We start from the raw sequence: 17,936 nt of genomic DNA on the forward strand, positions 1-17,936 counted from the left end.
TTTTGTTTTGAGTACAAGAAAGGGCCCTTCGAGGGCCCTTTTCATTAGTGGGTTGGATATCTATGCGCTGGTTGAACACTGGTCATTGGCGAAGCAGTAAGCCATACAAGTGCTGCGGGTGTTGCGCCGCCACAAGGCTGAAGGCTGACTGGGAACCCCATCAGTGGGTGAGATCCGGTACCAGTCGGGCAACCTGCCGCTTGATGCTTTCCAAGTGCAGTCGGGCGCTCTCGGCATTACCTTCAAGCATCAATCGGCAAGCCTTGCTGGCCATTTCCTTGGCGACTGGCTTTAGTGTGCGACCACTGGCCATAGCTTTGAGTTGTACTTCGGCGGCGCGCTCCAGGTAATAGAGGTCATCCCATGCTTCGGCGATGGAGCTCCCTAGTACTAGCGGGCCGTGGTTCTTCAGCATCAACACGTCCGCATTTCCAACTGCGCGGGCAATGCGCTCACCCTCGGAGTTATTGAGCGCCAAGCCGTTATAGTCCTCGTCCACCACCAAGCGGTCATAGAACTTCAGCGCAGTTTGCCCAGCCCAGATAAATGGTTCACCTTCGAGCATGCAAAGCGCCGTGGCATTAGGCATATGGGTGTGAAACGCTGCCTTGGCCCTAGGATGCAAGCGATGCAGCTGCGCGTGGATGAAGAACGCTGTGGCTTCTGGTGTGCCTTCGCCAGCCACCACACGCCCATCGAAATCACAAATCAGCAGCGACGAGGCCGTCACCTCGGCAAACGCCAGTCCATAGGGATTGACCAGAAACAGGTTGTCGTAGCCGGGCACCACGAAGGAAAAGTGGTTGCAGATACCCTCGCCCATGCCCAGCAGCGCAGCCATGCGAAAGCAGGCCGCAAGATCGATACGCGCTTGGTGGATCGCTGGAGTGTCGAAACTTCCTGGAGGACGCTGATCAGCAGGGGTGGTGTTGACGTCGAATGCATGGGCCATGAGTGATCCTTTCGGGTAAACGAATAATCTGAAAAGCTGGCTAGCTAATTTTGCTAGCTGGACTCAGTTTCGCAGTTGGACAGCGCGCGCTTTATCCGTGAGCGTGTTCAGGATCCGCGTCGAATGGTCAGATCTGGAGTCGATCCGATTATTAGAACAATTGAGAATCTCCTGCTGCTCCGCGCGACAGGCCCGGATGTCAAAATCCCTCGGCCATGACTCTTCGACGATGCTAGCGTTCTGCACTTCAGACACATGAGTGTTCATTACACGCTCCTGGTATCAATCATTCGGGGAAGTATCACCACGTAGTCTAGGAACATCGATCTCTTGTTCATTTAGGCATTTCAACCACAATGACACAGAGTTTTTGTATCTTTTAACAACCACTGCCAAACGAAGAACAAGTATGTTCGAACTACGTCACGAGCTCGCGCAGAACATACGTCCAAGCGTAGATTCCAATCATCGAAGGTGCTGGCGGAAAGGCTTCCGCTTGGGATGATGGCACCGCAGCGCACCTCACCGCACCGCACCGCACAGAATGGTAGAGCTGTTGTAGCTTGTTGGGATTCTTCGCTGCATGACGTACTTCTTTCGATACCGCTGCAGCCTTTAGTTTTGTTGGAAGATGAGCTGAGGATGTCGAATGCTGAGCTTCTATGGATCAATAGAGCTGGCTACGGCGATAAGCGCCTATCGTGTACACCTCGAAAATTACTCAATCTCTGCTACCGAGGATGTCTTCTTTGTTGCAAGGAACGTAATCGGGGACTCATTTTTTCAGCTGATAAGCTTTGGCTCAGCATTCTTTGCCATTTGCAAATTTGCAAATTTGCAAATTTGCAAATCGGAAAGGCAAGAATGCGAAGTGTGCAAGCACAACAGCCCGCGTGAGCTTAGTTCTAGCCTAAAAATTACAGCTGGCACAACCTTTGCTCTTGCTCTCCTAACTTAGCCCGGAAGCAAGAGCAGGCCATGTACGAATTTGATTATCTAGTGATTGGTGGGGGATCCTCAGGCGGTGTAGTGGCTGCGCGATTGGCTGAGCTTCCGGGACTATCAGTCGCTTTGCTAGAGGAGGGGCCTGGCGATTGGTTTCCATGGATTCATATCCCAGGAATGCTCTATAAAACTGCCACGGGCGGGCTGCTGCGGCGTCTTCAGTATGATCATGGCAAGGAGGGCGTGGTACGGGCTGTAAACACGGTGCAGGGCGAGGTTTTAGGGGGAGGCAGTTCCGTGAACGGTATGTTGCACGTTCGCGGTACTCCCCAGGATTACGATCGGTGGGTGGAAGAGGGCGCGAGAGGGTGGGGCTACGCTGACGTCCTGCCTTTCTTCAAAAAAGCGGAAGGGAACGATACGTTCTCCAGTGGCGTACACAGCCCGGATGGCCCGTTGAAGGTTTCATCGCCGCGAACGCTACACCCGTTGACCAAAATTTGGGTTCAAGCGTGCCAAGAGGCTGGAATGCCCTTTAACCCAGACTTTAACTCCGGTGTACAACTGGGGTGTGGCTACTACCAAACCGCGACAGATAATGGACGACGCTCCAGCGTCGCAGGGGCTTATGTTCACCCTGCACGAAAGAAGAATGGTTTACACGTCGAAACATCGTGCAAGGTCATTCGGCTTCTATTCGAGAATAAGCGCGCAGTTGGTGTTGAGGCGATAAGTGGAGGCGAGCGTGTAGTCTATCGTGCTCGGAAAGAAATCATACTAAGTGCTGGATCATATAACTCTCCAAAGATCCTACTACGTTCAGGAATTGGGCCGGAAAAAGAACTGCGCGAAGCCAATATAGAAGTCGTGTGTGATTTGCCAGGCGTGGGGCGGAATCTTCAAGATCATATGGATGTATATCTGATCTTTGAACTCAATGGAATTCGTAGCTACGATCATTACAAAAAACCTTCGATGAAAATGATCGCTGGTATGGAATATGGACTATTCAAGAAGGGGCCTGCCGCATCCAATATCATTGAAGGCGGTGCCTTTTGGTGGGGTAGCAGTAATGACTATCTACCAGTGATTCAATATTGCTTCTTGCCAGGATCTGGTATTGAAGATGGCGTTGAGGCCATAAAAGGGGCTGATGGGTGCACGTTAAATATTTGCTTAACTCAGCCTAAGTCGCGCGGTTATCTAAAAGTCGTACCTGGAAGCAAAGGTGAGAGTTTTACAATTCGACCTAACTTTCTTTCCGAGTCTTCAGATATGGACAGAATGGTCGAGGGTATCCGGAATGGCTTTGAAATCATGAGTCAGCCCAGCATCTCTAAATATCTGAAAAGGCCGCACTCTCCGAGTCGACAACTTAAAAGTTACGAAGAAATTGCCAGTTATATTAAGGCCTATGCTCAAGGGGCTCTGCATCCTGTGGGCACATGTAAGATAGGCAGTGGCATAGATGCAGTAGTAGATCCTGAGCTAAAGGTTCGGGGTGTCGAAGGGCTTAGAGTTGCAGATGCATCTGTGATGCCAAGCCTTGTTTCAGGTAACACCAATGCGGCTTGCATAATGATAGGGGAGCGAGCAGCTCACTTTATTGCAAGCGAGCCTTTGTAGATCTAATTAGCGTGGTTAACTATGAAAATTGTATTCCTTGATAGTCAAACTCTGCCAACGCCGATGGCTCGTCCCGCCGAGGCGAGCATTTGGGAGGAGTGCCCTGCTACAAAAGATTCTGAGGTGATAAATGCTCTGGCCGGAGCGGAAGTTGCTATCACTAACAAAGTAAAAATCACTCGACATCATCTCGAAGCACTTCCGGATCTAAAGCTAATTTGTGTTGCCGCAACTGGCTATGACTGCATTGATATCGAGAGCTGTCGCGCACATGGCGTGCTGGTGTGCAATGTTCCAGCTTATTCGTCCAAAAGTGTTTCAGAGCACGTCATCGCGTCTATTTTTCAGCTTTATCGGCATATGCCTAGCTATGTAGCCGCCAGTCAAGAGTGGTATGCCTCTTCGCATTTTTGCGTACATAAAGCTCCGATGAAAGATGTTGCTGGCTCCGTCTTGGGCATTGTTGGGAAGGGTTCCATCGGTGGGGCTACGGCGAATTTAGCTCAAGCCGTTGGCATGAAGGTCGTTTACGCAGACCATAAAAATGCTACAGAAACCAGACCTGGTTATGTGGCGTTTGAGGAAATGTTAGCCCAAGCTGACGTAATTTCGCTTCATTGCCCTCTAACGGCCCTCACCAAGGAGTTAATTGGTGAGCAGGAAATTTCCAAGATGAAGCCTGGTGCATTTCTAATCAACACCGCTCGTGGTGGCCTGCTAAATGAAGAGGCAGTAATCGCTGGTCTCAAAAGTGGACAGTTAGGTGGAGCGGCTCTCGACGTTCTTCAGCAAGAACCACCACATGTTGATGCTGCATTAATTGCTTTTACGCACCCAGGCCTATTCATAACTCCCCATGTCGCGTGGGCTGGGGAAGCAAGCGTGGATGTTTTAAAGGAAACGTTGTTGAGCAACATTTCGGCATTCGTGAGTGGACGCCCGCAGAATGTTGTTTCCTGAGTCAAAAAAGCTGTTGAGATTGCTTTCGCAAGAAAGTTGCAAATAAGCAAATCAGTGTCGCGACTTTGCGAAAAAATAATCTCAGTTCCTTAGTTTAGTGCCCTATCTGTAGGGGTGTATAGACTTTTTCAACATGGCACACATGTTGCTATTTATCTAAATAACAGCAAATGTACTGCTGCTTAACCTGATAGGAGTCAAATATGAAGCTCGGAATGTTTATGATGCCCTTGCACAGTCCCGAAACGCCAATCGAGACCATGTTGGCTCAAGATCGTGAGGCAATCATCCTTGCTGACGAACTGGGGTATAGCGAAGCCTGGGTGGGTGAGCACTACACTTCTAACATTGAGCCAATCCCAAACCCGCTTCAATTTATGGCCACCCTGATTCACCAAACTAAACAAATTAAATTTGCAACTGGTGTATTGAATCTGCCTCAGCACCATCCGGCAACCATCGCCGGTGATGTTGCTCAATTTGACTATTTGTCCAATGGTCGGTTCATCATGGGTATTGGCCCCGGCGGCCTAGTGTCGGACATGGAGCTTTTTGGCTTGCGCGATAAAAATCGTGCGGAAATGACCGTTGAGTCTCTGGAAATTATTCATAAAATTTGGGCTAGTGATCCGCCTTACAATATTTCCGGGAAATACTGGAATGTAAAACTGGATGAAACTATCAACCCTCGCTTGGGCTTTGGCCCGCAGTTAAAGCCTCTGCAGAAGCCATTTCCACCAGTCGGTATTTCGGTCATGAGTCCGGCATCATCGACTGCTCGTCAAGCTGGCGAGCGCGGCTGGAGCGTAGTGTCAGCCAACTTTATTGCCGACCGAGTCGTGAAATCACACTGGGAGCAATATGTGATCGGCTGCGAAAATGCAGGTCGCCCAATTGATCCTTTGCAGTGGCGCGTAGCGCGTTCGGTATTTGTTGGTGAAAGTGACGAGCAAGTTCGGGATTATATCTACGATCCTAAGTCAAGCTACTCCCAATATTACGATTATATTATCGATGATATGGATAGCTTCAACATGCGCAATATCCTGGCGCCGTCTAAGGATACCCCGAACGAAGATATCACTGTTGAAAAATGCTTGGATTGGATGGTTTTGTCTGGTAGTCCGAAAACAGTGCTGGATAAGCTCGTTGCATTTGTAGATTACCTAGGCGTCCCGTTTGGAACACTCCTTCAAACTCACACTGAGTGGGATAAGCCTGAGTTGCATAAGCGTTCAATGTCTTTGTTGGCTCAGGAAGTAATGCCGAAGTTCCAAGATTATTGCCGTAACTACAAGAAGTGACTCGAATGTAGGCCTCCGGACAATAACAATACTAAGAGATGCGCTAATTCGGGCTTAGCCCGGTTTCTGTAAAAACTGTCTAAAGTCTATTTACATCTTGAGGACTGGGTTATGACCGAAAAAGTTGACGGGCGCGCTCGCCCCAATCTTATTGGAAGCGATTTGGAAGTAAGTCGCCGCAAGTTTTTATTGGGAAGTATGGCTGTTGCCGCAGGTGCAACCCTTGGCCGTTGGATTCCAACGGCCAATGCTGCGACGGGTGGCGGGCAACTTGAAATAATCACTTGGGAAGGCTACTCCACACAGAAAGAAGCCGCCCAGTGGTTGAGTCAAGCCGGTATTAATTTGAATGCCGCGACCATGGGCACGCAGGACGACGTGACTGCAAAATTGGTGGGTAATCCAGTCAGACTTGATGTTGCCGAATACGCTTATGGCTACAACGATGTTTATAAGCAAATCAAGGCATTAACACCAATCGACGTCGCCAAAGTACCAAACTACAACTCCAACGATATTATCGATAATTTTTACAAAGGCCAGACTTGGTTCTTTGATGGTCAACATTTTGGGATTCCGTGGTGCTGGGGGATGAACACCATCGTCTACAACCCGAGCATGGTGCCGGAGATAACCTCTTACAAAGACCTCCTCCGTAAAGAGTTCAAGGGAAAACTTGCATTTGTTGATGACACCACCGCAACCTGGCCTTTGATCGCGCGTCTTGCCGGGTATGGAGCGAAGTATCCTAACCTTACAAAGGAAGAGCTCGAGCATGCTTTTCAGGAAGTCATCCCTTATCGGGAGCAAAGTCGTGTCTTTGCCCCATCTAATGGCGATGTCGTTTCGCTCTTCGTTGCCGGTGAAATCGCAGCTTGTTTTTGCGTGTGGTCGGCCGTTCCAGTCCAGACCGCACTTCAAGGCGTTACCACCAAATACGTCATTCCTGAAGAAGGGGCAAACATTTGGGCGGACGCTTGGTTTATCCCTATGACTGCAGTCAATCGGGAGGCGGCCCTGAGCTTCATTAACCATTCTCTGGATCCTCAAGTGCAGGCTGATGTGTGCCGCAATAACTCCACAGGGGTTATGAACAGAAAGGCTGTTGCGTTGCTCGACGAGCAAACGAAGTCACTCTTTGACTATGAGAACTTAGACCGCGTCTTTGCGAAATCTCCAATGCAAGCACCACCTCCCCAGGTCTCGGGTCAATTCGCTACTTATAACGACTGGCTCCAAGCGTGGTCTGATTTTAAGTCAGGCTTCTGATCAGCTCACCTGCGTAGAGGGCCTTGCCGTGCATATCCGTCTTGAATCAAAGAAAAAGTTGCTAGGAGGAGCACTGGCGCTTTCGCCTGTAGCCTACCTCTTTGCGCTTTTCGTAATTCCATGTCTGTTGCTTGTGCTCTATAGCTTTTGGAGCTCAAGCGCATTTGTAATGAATTACAGTTTTACAATAGGTAACTACACCAAGATCCTGGCGTCGTCAGCCTTTTTATGGACTACTTGGGCTGGGATGGAAAATGGCTTATGGACAGCTTTCCTGTCAGTTATGTTTAGCTACCCGGTGGCCTACTATCTGACATACCGTGCGCGGGGCAACTGGATCATGTATCTAGTGCTCTTGTCTTGGTTCTCGAGTTATTTAGTTCGGGTTTATGCCTGGCGGACAATTTTGGGCACCAATGGCCTTTTGAATACGACGTTGATGAATCTTGGTCTAATTCATGAGCCCATAGAGTTCTTGCTGTTTAGCCAGTTTGCGACAGTTCTGACATTAATTCACATCATGTTTCCTTTTACGTTGCTCATGTTGGTCTCTGGGATGAAAGAAGTTACCCCGGACTACATCAATGCAGCTAAAGATTTGGGTGCTACAAAGTTCCAAATCTTTGTAAAAGTGGTGTTCCCCATGATGCATAAAGCTATCGTGGGGTCGTTCATGTTGGCATTCATTCTCGCAGCTGGCGATTACGTGACGCCGCAAATGTTAGGGGGGCGAGAGGGCGTAACAAGTGGCTTGCTGATTGCGAACCAGTTTCGCAGTGCCGGCAACTGGCCGATGGGGGCTGCAATGGCTCTAATCCTAGCGCTGATGTTCATGGTTACCTACATCATCGTCCTGAAGCTTCTGTCGCTCTTGCGCCTTGCGCCGGGCCGACGGTACCACTGAGGTTCATGACATGCTATTTGCCTATGTAATTGTTTATCTGGTTTTCCTGTATGCGCCAATTGTCGTAATCGGGCTGTTCAGCTTCAACGAATCATCTTCTCTAACGTTTCCCATAGAAGGCTTCAGCCTCCAATGGTACGAAAAGCTAATTTCGAATCCGGCTTTCTTGGCGTCATTGAAAAATAGCTTCATCGTGGCGACCAGCGCAGCAATAGTCACCACGATTCTTGGGAGCTTGGCGGCTTTGGCATTGCTTCGTTTACGTGGCCGCTGGAAGGCAGCTTTGGGGGCGATTGGCTTCGCACCCATTGCCTTACCAGGTCTATTTTTGGGGATAGGTCTTGTTGCCATGTTCGCCCAAGTTGGTGTCCAGCGATCACTTGTAACTGTTACTGCTGCCCACGTTCTTTTCGCACTGCCGTTCTTCATCGAGACCATGCGGTCGAGGATCGAGTACTTCGATCTATCCCTGGAGGACGCAGCTAAAGATCTTGGTGCCTCGACCATGCAGACATTCAAGCTCGTGACCCTGCCGATTATTGGCCCAAGCATCATTGGCGCCGCGATGTTGGTGTTCGCACTGTCCTTTGACGAATTCATCATCACCGTCTTCGTCAGCGGTAACGAATCCACTTTACCGCTTCTGATTTGGTCAATGATGCGGGTGACCGTTAATCCCGAGATCAACGCGGCATCAATGGTCGCTATGGCCCTGTCCCTACTGATAACTATGGGTGGTGGCTTGCTCTTTTGGGCCCAACGGCGCCGCGCTGTTTCCGCTAGAAAACTTTTGAACGGTGAGTGAGATGACCCAGAAAAATATTATCGAGCTCCAAGGCGTATCCAAGCATTACGGTGGACTGGCGGCCTTGAACAATATCGATCTGAATGTTCGCGACGGCGAGATCCTTACTTTGTTGGGCCCGAGTGGATGTGGCAAAACGACGCTAATGCGGATCATCGCAGGCTTCGACGATGCGTCCACAGGACGAATTATGTTGGCGGGAAAAGATGTCACCCGGGTAAGCGCCGAGCATCGCAACGTAAACATGGTGTTCCAGAAGTATGCATTGTTCCCTCACCTCGATGTGTTCGACAACGTCGCGTTCGGCCTTCGTCTGAAAAAGGTGGCCAAGGACGAAATAACTAAACAAGTGAATCAGATGCTTGAGCTGGTTCAGCTCGATGGGTTCGCTAACCGCTGGATTACAGAGCTCTCGGGTGGACAGGCGCAGCGTGTTGCACTCGCGAGAGCGCTCGTGAATCGTCCTGACGTCCTTCTGCTGGATGAGCCTCTGGCCGCGCTTGATCTAAAGATCCGCCACCACATGCTGAAGGAGTTGAAGCGGATCCATTCAGAAACTCACACAACCTTCATTTACGTGACGCATGACCAAGATGAGGCCATGATCTTGTCAGACCGCGTGGTGCTGTTGAACAGAGGCGCTATTGAGCAGTTAGACACTCCTCAAGCTATGTACACGCACCCGAAAACTCTTTTCTGCGCCCGTTTCCTTGGTGAGACAAATATCTTCGAGGGTGTTGTACAAGACGTCTCCAATGGAGAGGCAAGCATCCAATGCCAGGGGGGCGGAAGCTTTCTAGGAGCTGCGAGGGGAGTGAGTAGCGGCCATCGAGTACACATGTCGATCCGACCGGAGGCGATCATGCTTCGTACTGCAACAGAGATGGCTGCCAATGAAGTGTTGAACGGCATGCAGGGTAGCGTCCGCGAAGTGACCTACATCGGTAGTCGCGTCGTGTACCAAGTAGATTGTGGTAACGGGGTCAGTATTCAGAGTCAGACTCCCCGGCTTGCTAACTGCTCGCCTTATGAAGTGGGCGCAGCTGTACACCTGACTTGGCATCCAGATGCGGTAACTGTTTTGCAGCACTGAATGGCATCAAGCCGGTGAGTGAATGCGAGCCGGCTTCAATCGCCTTTGAGAGGAAATAATGTACGACTACATCGTTATTGGGGCTGGGCCGGCTGGGTGTGTTGCTGCAGGAAGGCTAAGCGAGGACGCCAACGTTTCTGTCCTCTTGTTTGAGCAAGGTGCCAAGGACAGCAACCCCTACATCCATATCCCTGCAACGTACTTCAAAACGTGCAAAGGTGTGAACCTGACCCACTACAAGACCACACCTCAGGCACATCAAAACAATGCTGTACACGACATGATCCAAGGACGGGTTCTTGGTGGTGGCAGCTCTGTGAACGCAATGGTGTCCATCCGAGGCATCCCCCAGGATTATGATGATTGGGCAAAGCTTGGTTGTGATCGTTGGTCGTACAAGGACGTTTTGCCATTTTTTAAAAAGGCGGAAAACAACGACACCTTCTCCGGTGAGGCGCACGGTGTCAGTGGCCCCGCCCACACCTCTGCGCAGCGTGCGACCCATTACCTCACCAAGGCTTGGGTGAAGGCTTGCCAGGAATACGGAATTCCCTTCAATCCAGACTTCAACTCTGGTCAGCAGGCTGGGGCAGGGTACTATCAGGTCGCGATGAAAGACGGCCGGCGCTGTAGTGCTGCTGCCGCTTATCTTACCCCGGCGCGCGGACGGACAAACCTGGATATCAAGACGGACACCAAGGTGACCCGTGTCTTGATCGAAAACAAACGGGCAATCGGTGTCGAGTATGTTGAAGACGGTGTGACGAAAACAGCTCGCGCCAAAAAAGAAGTAATCGTGAGCGCAGGAGCAATTGGTTCGCCGCATCTGCTCATGCTGTCGGGTATAGGCCCGGCTAACGAATTAAGAGCGGTTGGCGTTGAGGTCAAGCATGATCTCCCAGGCGTTGGTAAGAATCTTCAGGATCACATGGATGTGTTTTTGATCTACGACTTGAATGGCCAGCACAGCTATGACAAGTACAAAAAACTCCATTGGCAGGTGCCTGCGGGAGCTCAGTATCTAATGTTCCGCGACGGGCCAGCTGCTTCGAATATTTGCGAGGGGGCGCTTTTCTGGCACGCTGATCCAGAAGATCCTGAGCCGAATCTCCAGTACCACTTTTTGCCTGGCGCCGGCGTCGAACAAGGCACTGACACTGCGCCGAGCGGTAACGGCTGTACAATCAATATCTGCCAGACTCGTCCAAGGTCTGTTGGAACGGTCAAGCTGGTGTCATCGAATCCTGACGTGCATCCCAGTATCGATCCTAATTACCTTTCTGATCCTTATGACCTGGCTTGTCTTGCAGAAGGAGTTCGCCTGGCGGAAAAGGTCATGTCGCAACCTTCCATGTCGAAATATGTGAACGGAATCTGTCGTCCTTCCGCCAATTTCTCAAGTCAGGAAGCACGGGCAGATTTTGTGCGATCTACAGCGCAAGGAGCCTTGCACCCGTCAGGCACTTGTAAAATGGGCACTGACGACATGGCTGTCGTTGACCAGGAATTGCGCGTACATGGTATAGCAGGTCTGAGAGTTGCAGACACCTCAATCATGCCGAGGTTGGTATCGGGTAACACCACTTCTCCTGCTGTAATGATTGGTGAGCGACTGGCTGATTTTATCCGCAACAGCTCGAACTAAAAAATAGTTATTAGGAGGGGACAGGTATTCACCTGAGTCCCCTCTTTTTTTTGCCATGAAAACGGGGTCTCATAATTGCAAAACGATCTTGCAAGTTTGCGACTATTTTTGGCATGTACTTTTATATCTATATTGTAGCAATCTGAAATTGTGCGCTCCGAGATCTGGAGAGTTGCAAGTTCGCCCCACCGATCTGCATTTCTGCGACAAGAATTCGCATACTTGCAAATTTCCCGCAGGGTTTTGCTCTGTTCACAAGAATGGCACGACGCTTGCTCATGGTTTAGTAACGGTACACGGCGTTCTAGCCAAATTTTCTATATCGTTTTTAATAATTAGTTTTAAGCCTATAGGGGTTTCTATGTATCACTCACAACTTTTTATTGATGGGCGTTGGGCGTCGAGTTCTAGCGAGCGTCACCTGGACGTCATCAATCCTGCTACCGGTGAAGTAGAAGGTAGTGTTGCGCATGCAAACAAGGACGACATGGATCGTGCCTTGGCTGCAGCCGAGCGCGGATTTGAGATTTGGAGAAAAACGTCGGTTTTTGAGCGTAGCAAGATCATGCGTGCAGCTGCCACGCTTGTTCGTTCGCGTGCAGATATCATTGCGCCAATGATTGTCGCTCAGGCAGGTAAACCCCTGGCCGAAGCGAAAGCCGAGCTCGCTTCGGCAGCGGATGTTCTTGATTGGTTTTCCGAAGAGGCTCGCCGGACGTATGGCCGGGTCATTACGCCTCGTTTTGCTAACGTCACTCAGTCTGTAGTGAAAGAACCTGTGGGCCCGGTAGTCGGGTTTACCCCTTGGAACTTCCCGGTCGCACAGATCGTTCGCAAGGTCGGCCCAGCGCTGGCCGCTGGTTGCTCCATAATCATCAAAGGGCCAGAAGAAGCTCCGGCTGCTCCTGTTGAGTTTTTCAAATGTCTTCACGATGCTGGCGTGCCAGCTGGTGTTATCGGCCTGATCTTCGGAACGCCGGCGGAGATTTCTAGCTATCTAATTCCGCATCCCACGATCCGTAAGATCAGCTTCACCGGGTCAGTGCAGGTTGGTAAGCACTTGGCAGCAATGGCTGGGTCTCATATGAAACGGGCCACCATGGAGCTGGGTGGGCACGCCCCGGTAATTATTACTTCTGGCGTCAACCTCCAACAGGCAGCTGATGTCCTCTTGCCCACCAAGTTCCGACATGCCGGCCAAGCGTGCGTAGCTCCAACACGCTTCCTGATCGAGCGTTCTGTTTATCGGGAGTTCATCGATCTGTTCAAAGCTAAATGCGAGTCTCTGGTAATTGGTAATGGTACAGACGAGAAAACAACCCTCGGCCCAGTTAACAGTGCCCGCCGTTTAGAAGCGCTTGAAGCGTACGTAGGTGATGCCCTCGAGAAAGGTGCCACATTGGAATGTGGTGGCTCGAGGGTCGGTGATCAGGGCTACTTCTTTGCTCCCACCATCCTGAGCGACATGACGACTGATATGCGCATTATGAACGAGGAGCCCTTTGGCCCGATCGCGCTCATGATGGCTTTTGACAGTGTCGACGACGCTATCGCTGAAGCAAACCGCTTGCCCTTCGGTCTAGCTGCTTATGCCTGGACATCGGATCTGTGTATCGCAAACAAAATTTCCCGAAGCGTCGAGTCGGGAATGATCAGCATGAACCACTTCGGGCTTGCGATTCCTGAAACACCTTACGGTGGCATTAAGGATTCCGGTATCGGTTCAGAGGGTGGTCTGGAAGCAATTGAAGCCTACCTCAATACCAAATTTGTCACCCAAATGGATCCGGCGTAGTAACGCCGGTTTCCGCCCCCCCGTGAACGAGTGATGCAGAACAAGAGGTAATTAGTCATGAGCATTTTTGACGACTTCCGTAAAGCAATGGGGCAGTTCGCTGGAGCTGTTACCGCAATTACTACTACTGATGGTGATCAACCTGTTGGGTTGATCGCAACTGCGGTTTGCAGCCTTTCGGCAGAACCGCCCTCGATATTGGTCTGCGTTAACCGCTCGGCTTCGGCGCATGACGTAATCATCCGCAACGGCACATTTGCAGTGAACCTCCTACACCCTAGCCAGTGTGAGGTTGTTGAGTCGTTCACTAAGTTGAAAGGCCCTGAACGCTTCAATAGTTCGTCCTGGTGTTACGAAAGTGGTGTTCCGATGCTAGATAAGGCGTGCGTGTCGATGCGTTGCGAACTTAAAGAGGCCATGGACGGTTTTAGCCACAGTATCATGGTTGGTGTCATAAAAGAGATTCGATTCCGCGAAGTAGACGATGAAGGTTGTCTGTTGTGGAGGGGTAAGGGGTTGCATTGTGCTGTACCTATGGCAGAACTAGCGAGATAAGTTGGTTTGGTATTTTTGCGGAGCTCGTAAATGGTAAACTTGAAAGATCGGCCAGTTATAATTATAGGTGCTGGTATTGTTGGCTTGTGCTGCGCTTATTATCTTAGGAAGGCTGGCAAGCAGGTTTTGTTGGTCGACAAGTCCTTGCCTGGGACTGGCTGTTCGTTCGGGAACTCTGGGGCGATCTCCGAGAACTCGATCACACCTATTGGCATGCCAGGGGTAATGAAACAAGCCCCTGGAATGCTGATTAATCCAGAGAGCCCGTTGTCTGTACCTGTTAATTATATGATGAAGGCGGCTCCTTGGTTATACGAGTTCGTCAAGTCTGCAACTCTAGAAAATGTTACAAAGACTGCTGGGATAATGGCTAGTTATCTCGCGGGCTCGACGGAGCAACATACCAGTATTCTGAAAGAGATCGGGGCTTTCGATCTACTCCAGTCTGGTGGGCAGCTTCATGTATATCGCACCGAAGAAAGCCTAAACGGTGACAGTCTTACGTGGAGACTTCGAAGTGAACACGGATTGAAGTGTGAGCGTGTTAACCGTCAGCAATTGCTTGATCTGGAGCCGGCCCTGAGTGATCGTTACCACGCGGGTATTTTTTGCCCCGATCAAAGCTGGTTGGCCGATCCATACGAATACTGCAAGCGCCTGCTGATACACCTTCTCGAAAATGGTTGCCACTTTGTACATTCCGAGCTGGCGGACATTAAAAAGTATAGTGACGGATGGAAGGTTTCATTGAATGATGGGTTAGTGGTGTATGCGGACAATGTCATTGTCTGTGCAGGAGTCACCACTCGAAACATCATGGAGCGTTTGGGTACAAAACTTCCTTTGATCAGCCAACGCGGGTACCACGTTCATACCTGGAGTCCAGACGTCAAAATCAATCGTATTATCGCGCTCTCCGACAGAAAGGCATTTGTTTGTCCAATGGGGGACAGCATACGAATTGGCGGTACCGTCGAGTTTCAAGATCCGGATTATCCTCCGAATGACACGCGTGCAATGCACCTGGCCAACCATCTTGCTGGCGCTTTGGATGGCGTGAACATCCAACACTCCACCAGATGGATGGGAAATAGGCCTTGTAGTCCTGACTCGATTCCCTTGATTGGCTCGCCGAAGGAGCACCCAGGATTATGGTATGCGACCGGGCATGGACATCTAGGGCTAACAGGATCTGCCAATACCGGTCGGCTGATAACCGAGTCCATATTGTCGAAGCGACTGGCTCCTCAGCTAGCCCCATTGAGCGTAGAAAGATTTTCTGCCTGAAGCGTCGCGATGGTGCGGATGGTGACATTGCGCACCAGCGCAGATCATGCGTGGGAAGCATCTACACAAAACAAAATTTGGCTTTTTTTTGTTAAAAAAAACTTATATTTATCAAGTAGTTATGGATGCTTTAAATTGAAAAAGTAGTCCGTTTTTCGGCACCCATATTGCAAAAGCTTCTCCAAGTGTTTGGATCATAGGCAAAACCGGAAAAAACGGCTGCCTAGCTTGGAGAAGTCAGATGAAATCAAGCGACCATAGCTCCCGCATTTTGACCAGCGTGTCGGGTTCAGCAATTCAGCGGGATGCCATGTCATGGCGGCCATATTTGAGCTCTTGGAAGCGCTGCATTGACGATTTCCATCTTGATCCCTCGCAGCAGATTGACGTACCCGTACTCCAGAATTCTGACTGGCGAATCGCTCGAGAAAAACTTGGCGAGAAAACGCTTGGCTACGCCGTAGAAGAGCTTGAGGCGGTAATGTTGATAGCCTCAAATGCCGGCTATCAAGCGGCATTGGCTGATTGTGATGGGGTTCTTTTGGCTGAGGTTGCCGCGATACCAGAGTTCCGGTGTGATAACGAACGAATGGGGTCGGTATGGCAAGAACGTTTCGCTGGTACCAATGGGGTAGGCACCTGCTTACTCGAGCAAAGACCTGTTGCGGTCTTTCGCGAAGATCATTTTTTTGAGGAGTTCGTACCTCAGGCCTGTGTCGCTGCGCCGTTCTGCGACTCTAACGGTGAGCTACTCGGAGTTATAAATCTCACAACCCGTAATCCCCGTATTCTTGAGGAAACACACCGGGTTATATACCACGTTACTCAGCAGAGTGCGGCCCGCCTGGAGAAACGTTTCTTTCTTGAGGATCACACGGGCGATTACATCTTCTCCTTCCATCAACCTGGCATCGCAGGCGCATTTCTTGCTGTAAATGAAGATGGGTACATTGTTCGGGCAAATAATGCGGCCAAAAAGTATTTCCAACTATACGGAGAGTCTGGCTCAGTTTCCTTTTGGAGCCTTTTCGAAAAAGATGTCCTGTCAGGGGTTTCCGGGCTACCTATAGGGCATGTTCAACTTCGCTTACTGAAGGACGGTACTCTTTCAACTGCGCGCGTTCGGCATCCTGTTCGTCCTATCACATCATGGATCCAGCCAGCTAGGCAAAAGCCAAGCTCTTCAATCGCATTGTCGAGCACCAGATCACCAAGTTCTGCACCTGACCTTGAGGCTTGGGCAGGTCAGGACACAGGGATGCACAAACAACTCCGCTTGATTAAAAAGGTCGTGGGCAGTGGACTGCCTTTCCTTCTTCTAGGGGAAACAGGTGTAGGTAAAGACACAGTTGCCAAGGCAATACATGAACATAGCAATCGCCGTGATATGCCTTACATAGCTTTCAACTGTGCCGCCGTACCCGAATCATTGATTGATAGCGAATTGTTTGGTTACAGCAAGGGTGCATTCACCGGTGCCAATCGCGAAGGCAATAAGGGGCGCTTCCTGGAAGCTAATGGTGGTACTCTTTTCCTAGACGAAATAGGGGATATGCCGCTGTCTTTGCAGACGCGTTTGCTACGTGTATTGGAGTCTGGAGAAGTATCCCCGCTTGGGGCAGGTAAAGCCGTTAAGGTGGATCTTCAAATCATTGCGGCCACCAACCAAGACGTTCGGGAAAAGGTGGAAAGAGGAGAATTTCGTTTAGATCTCTACTATCGTTTGGCCGGACTGGTGGTTGATGTCACGCCCCTACGGGAGCGAGAGGATATCGATCTGCTGGCGGACAACATCCTAAAGCGGCTTTCTGCTGAGCAGCTCTCGCTCTCGCCTGATGCCAGGCATGCAATAGCAATGCATGATTGGCCGGGAAACATCCGCGAACTGAAAAATGTACTGCATCGAGCAGTGCATATTGCCGAGTCGAGTGAGATTACCGCAGAGGATTTGATGCTACCTGCGGCTCAAAACGTAAAATTCGGTACCTTGCCAGATTTATCTGAATCTACGCCATCTTCAGCGCTTGAGGATGCAGAGCGGTCGACCTTGGTGCAGGTGCTCATCCGCCATTCCGGCAACGTAGATCAAGCCGCTAGTTCGCTGGGAATTAATAAAGCAACGCTTTATCGTAAAATTAAGCGCCACAATATTGATGTTAAGTCGTTGGCAAGATAAGTAGTCATGAAAATACTAAGCCGGCATATTTGCCGGCTTTTTTTTGGTTTTGTATTTCGAAAGTATACTTTAGCTATTTTGTATCTGAAGCCGTATTTTTTAAAGGTAATCTTTTGAGGCGGAGGCAAGTCGTATGATGGCTTGCGCCTAGTCTACCTTCGCCTAATACAGGTGTCGGTCTATAGCGATGAAACTTCGTCGCGCCCACAAGTTGTTGATTGGAGACTACGAAGTGAGTGATATCGTAAGAATCGAAACAAATCAGCGTATGAGCCGTGCAGTGGGCTATGGCGGCCTTATTTTTGTCGGTGGCCAGGTTGCAGATGATCGCTCTCAAGATATCAAGGGCCAAACAGAGCAGGTTTTAGCTAAATTGGATGGTTATCTTGAAAAAATGGGTGTGGATAAGTCCCGTATTCTGACGGCTCAAATCTGGCTGAAAGATATAGCGCATGACTTCACTGGTATGAATGAAATTTGGGATGCTTGGGTGGCAGAGGGATTTGCACCTGCACGTGCTACTGTTCAAGCACAGCTGGGCACAACCGATATGCTAGTCGAGATTGCAATTACCGCTGCCGCTAAATAATCCCCCCCCACCACGCAAGCGGCAAGAAAAC

General features: G+C 50.1%; 14 protein-coding genes. 13 read left to right on the top strand and 1 reads right to left on the bottom strand.

What is annotated here, in order from left to right; translation table 11 throughout:
* Positions 1–160: 160 nt before the first annotated feature.
* Positions 161–952: an aldolase gene (locus tag BJ917_RS23425; RefSeq protein ID WP_121104752.1), complete on the bottom strand. Its 792-nt coding sequence runs from the start codon at positions 950–952 to the stop codon at positions 161–163.
* Positions 953–1,930: 978 nt separating this feature from the next.
* Here BJ917_RS23425 and BJ917_RS23440 point away from each other — a divergent pair.
* From BJ917_RS23440 to BJ917_RS23500, 13 genes are all read left to right on the top strand, one after another.
* Entirely contained in the window at positions 1,931–3,523 is a 1,593-nt protein-coding gene (locus tag BJ917_RS23440) for a GMC family oxidoreductase (protein WP_121104758.1), read from the top strand.
* 21 nt (positions 3,524–3,544) lie between these two features.
* The gene (locus BJ917_RS23445; protein ID WP_121104760.1) at positions 3,545–4,483 is read left to right on the top strand and encodes a D-2-hydroxyacid dehydrogenase; all 939 of its coding nucleotides are present in this window, start codon (positions 3,545–3,547) and stop codon (positions 4,481–4,483) included.
* 203 nt (positions 4,484–4,686) lie between these two features.
* The gene (locus BJ917_RS23450; protein WP_121104762.1) at positions 4,687–5,787 is read left to right on the top strand and encodes an LLM class flavin-dependent oxidoreductase; all 1,101 of its coding nucleotides are present in this window, start codon (positions 4,687–4,689) and stop codon (positions 5,785–5,787) included.
* A gap of 111 nt (positions 5,788–5,898) precedes the next feature.
* The gene (locus BJ917_RS23455; RefSeq protein WP_121104764.1) at positions 5,899–7,056 is read left to right on the top strand and encodes a PotD/PotF family extracellular solute-binding protein; all 1,158 of its coding nucleotides are present in this window, start codon (positions 5,899–5,901) and stop codon (positions 7,054–7,056) included.
* Positions 7,057–7,084: 28 nt separating this feature from the next.
* Entirely contained in the window at positions 7,085–7,960 is an 876-nt protein-coding gene (locus BJ917_RS23460) for an ABC transporter permease (RefSeq protein ID WP_256658566.1), read from the top strand.
* Positions 7,961–7,970: 10 nt separating this feature from the next.
* Complete coding sequence (locus tag BJ917_RS23465) at positions 7,971–8,765, top strand: ABC transporter permease (protein WP_121104768.1); 795 nt, start codon at positions 7,971–7,973, stop codon at positions 8,763–8,765.
* Position 8,766: 1 nt separating this feature from the next.
* Positions 8,767–9,858, top strand: coding sequence for an ABC transporter ATP-binding protein (locus BJ917_RS23470; protein ID WP_121104770.1), 1,092 nt, complete (start codon positions 8,767–8,769; stop codon positions 9,856–9,858).
* A 58-nt stretch (positions 9,859–9,916) separates the two neighbouring features.
* On the top strand, positions 9,917–11,503 hold the full coding sequence (locus BJ917_RS23475) for a GMC family oxidoreductase (RefSeq protein ID WP_121104772.1): 1,587 nt from the start codon (positions 9,917–9,919) through the stop codon (positions 11,501–11,503).
* 361 nt (positions 11,504–11,864) lie between these two features.
* Positions 11,865–13,298: an NAD-dependent succinate-semialdehyde dehydrogenase gene (locus BJ917_RS23480; RefSeq protein ID WP_121104774.1), complete on the top strand. Its 1,434-nt coding sequence runs from the start codon at positions 11,865–11,867 to the stop codon at positions 13,296–13,298.
* A gap of 57 nt (positions 13,299–13,355) precedes the next feature.
* Positions 13,356–13,853 carry a flavin reductase family protein gene (locus BJ917_RS23485; RefSeq protein ID WP_121104776.1) on the top strand — a complete coding sequence of 166 codons (498 nt, stop codon included), beginning with the start codon at positions 13,356–13,358 and terminating at the stop codon, positions 13,851–13,853.
* A 30-nt stretch (positions 13,854–13,883) separates the two neighbouring features.
* The gene (locus tag BJ917_RS23490) at positions 13,884–15,140 is read left to right on the top strand and encodes an FAD-binding oxidoreductase (RefSeq protein ID WP_121104778.1); all 1,257 of its coding nucleotides are present in this window, start codon (positions 13,884–13,886) and stop codon (positions 15,138–15,140) included.
* 241 nt (positions 15,141–15,381) lie between these two features.
* Positions 15,382–17,316, top strand: a complete 1,935-nt coding sequence (locus BJ917_RS23495) for a sigma-54-dependent Fis family transcriptional regulator (protein WP_121104780.1) — start codon at positions 15,382–15,384, stop codon at positions 17,314–17,316.
* Between the two features lie 187 nt (positions 17,317–17,503).
* Positions 17,504–17,905, top strand: coding sequence for a RidA family protein (locus BJ917_RS23500; protein WP_218570208.1), 402 nt, complete (start codon positions 17,504–17,506; stop codon positions 17,903–17,905).
* Positions 17,906–17,936 lie beyond the last annotated feature (31 nt).

Origin of the sequence: Pseudomonas sp. WPR_5_2 (genome assembly GCF_003634475.1) — a bacterium.
GTDB lineage: Bacteria > Pseudomonadota > Gammaproteobacteria > Pseudomonadales > Pseudomonadaceae > Aquipseudomonas > Aquipseudomonas izuensis.